The organism is Sphingomonas sp. YR710 (genome assembly GCF_900101455.1).
Classification (GTDB): domain Bacteria; phylum Pseudomonadota; class Alphaproteobacteria; order Sphingomonadales; family Sphingomonadaceae; genus Rhizorhabdus.
This window is the reverse complement of the sequence record NZ_FMZJ01000045.1, coordinates 1-1165: the sequence shown is the minus strand read 5'-3', so window position 1 is coordinate 1165 and position 1165 is coordinate 1. Positions and strand designations below refer to the sequence as shown.

The 1165-nt window shown below is 61.7% G+C and carries 2 protein-coding genes; one reads left to right on the top strand and one right to left on the bottom strand.

Features of this window, described 5'->3' with window-relative positions:
• Nucleotides 1-51: 51 nt before the first annotated feature.
• On the bottom strand, nucleotides 52-306 hold the full coding sequence (locus tag BLS13_RS20545; RefSeq protein ID WP_143012046.1) for a hypothetical protein: 255 nt from the start codon (nucleotides 304-306) through the stop codon (nucleotides 52-54).
• A 93-nt stretch (nucleotides 307-399) separates the two neighbouring features.
• On the opposite strand from BLS13_RS20545, the gene BLS13_RS20190 reads away from it, so the two are divergent.
• Nucleotides 400-1165 (top strand): IS5 family transposase gene (locus BLS13_RS20190; RefSeq protein WP_143012045.1). Its coding sequence is split into 2 segments (ribosomal slippage), with 767 coding nucleotides annotated over them: nucleotides 400-727 and nucleotides 727-1165; the frame shifts between segments, so codons are not numbered across the junction. This gene is flagged as partial in the annotation.

Sequence of the window (1165 nt, the reverse complement as noted above, 5' to 3'; positions counted from 1 at the left end):
TAGGTCGTAAACCCATAAACGGGAATTTCCGTATCTGCAGTGCCGCGCGGGTCAGAACCTTCGATAGCGAACCTTGATGCCGGTAGTCTTTGCCCATTGGGCGATGCATCCGATTGGCTTCTGTGGGCGGTGGCGGTCGCTGCTCAGGATCAGGCCAGAGAAATCCTCTTCGATCAACACGCCGTCGCCTGCGGGACCAGAACCGTCGACATTGAAGACAAGCCCACACCGTTTGTAGGTTCGCTGAAAATCGGCCCACCATGTGGGATGAGGAGAAGCAGCGAGGGCGGCTAATAGCAGCAGCATCGTTCTATCTTCGGGGCAACGTGGAGAGCCCGCAAGTAGGCGAATGCCAATCGACAGCTTCCATATCGTGTCAAACTCTGATTCAGCCTCGGCATGAGCCGATATGACCTGACCGACTTCGAGTGGCGCGTGATCGAGCCGCTGCTGCCCAACAAGCCCAGGGGCGTGCCGCGCGTCGATGACAGGCGCGTGCTGAACGGCATCTTCTGGGTGCTGCGATCCGGCGCACCATGGTGCGACCTGCCCGAGCGCTATGGTCCGCGCACCACCTGCTACAACCGCTTCAATCGATGGCGCAAGGCAGGCGTATGGGACCGGCTGATGGACGCCATCAGCGCCGCACACGACGGCGAGATCCAGATGATCGACAGCACTTCCATCCGGGCGCACCAGCAGGCTGCGACGGCAAAAAGGGGGGGCCAGATCATTGTCTCGGTCGCAGCCGAGGCGGGCTTACAACCAAGATCCACGTCGTCGTCGACGCGCAAGGCCTCCCGATCAGGCTTGCCCTTACCGCAGGGCAGACGCACGACGGGCAGATCGTAGACCGCCTGCTGGATCATCTTGGCTCGCGCACCGTCGTGCTGGCGGACAAGGCCTACGACGCCGACCGCATCCGTGAGTTGATCCAGGACCAGGGCGCCACGCCCAACATCCCGCCCAAGAGCAACCGCAAGTGGAAGCCCTGCTTCAGCAAGCGGCTCTACCGCGAGCGCAACCTGATCGAGCGGTTCTTCTCCAAGCTGAAGCACTTCCGTCGCGTCGCCACCCGCTATGACAAGCTCGCGGCCAACTTCCTCGCCATGGTCCAGCTCGCCTCAATGCGGCTGTGGCTGCGCGCTTATGAGTCTACGACCTA